This window comes from Bartonella sp. CL25QHWL, from assembly GCF_042195335.1.
Lineage (GTDB): Bacteria > Pseudomonadota > Alphaproteobacteria > Rhizobiales > Rhizobiaceae > Bartonella.
On sequence record NZ_JBHIOE010000101.1, the window covers coordinates 1 to 626 of the forward strand.

A 626-nucleotide genomic window follows, 5' to 3' on the forward strand; every position below is an offset into this window, starting at 1 on the left:
TTCCACTTCATCCTCACTTTGGTGCCCTAGCTTGAGGTAAGCTCCATAACTCTCCATTTCTTGGGTTTTTGTTTGGGTTTTTGGGCTGAAATTCTTGGGAATATTGTTGTTAATGCGTCTTGTGAATGTTTGCCTGGATTCTAAAGCGTTGTAAACTTGGTTTGCTACTTTTACAAGAAGAGACTCTTGCAAAAGTTTCCCGGTTTTACTGTAGCAAACCCTAGAAATTCAGCATTTTATTTTAAATTATCATTTTTAACCCAAATTTCGGCTTTTGATGGTTGTTGTCGCCTTGTAGGTATGCCGCCCAAACCTAGAGCCGGCAAGCGAGTTCGGCGTGTCTCTCCACCGCCCATTCGCGAGCTTACCTTCAAGCATGAAGTCCACAAGGCGCGATTCGCGTTATTGTCTCAACGGGAATTCGGCACCGTCAGGACAATCGATTGAGAAACCTTGAGAACTTTGGGCATTGCCAGTACCGTCCGGGATCTTATCTCGCATGACGGGTGGGACACCGTACTTCATATTGATGAACCCACCTATCGCGAGCTTACTTTGGAGGTACTGAGTACATTTGAGCTTCAGGGCTATCACTATTCCACGCGACGATCAGAGTCTATCTCCTT

The 626-nt window shown here is 45.5% G+C and carries 2 protein-coding genes; both read right to left on the minus strand.

All coding sequences use genetic code 11. From position 1 onward, the window contains the following. On the minus strand, nt 1-192 hold a 192-nt coding region (locus ACFILY_RS09670), incomplete at its 3' end, for a hypothetical protein (RefSeq protein WP_375673390.1). Between the two features lie 44 nt (nt 193-236). After that, complete coding sequence (locus ACFILY_RS09675) at nt 237-374, minus strand: hypothetical protein (RefSeq protein ID WP_375673392.1); 138 nt, start codon at nt 372-374, stop codon at nt 237-239. Between the last annotated feature and the right edge of the window lie 252 nt (nt 375-626).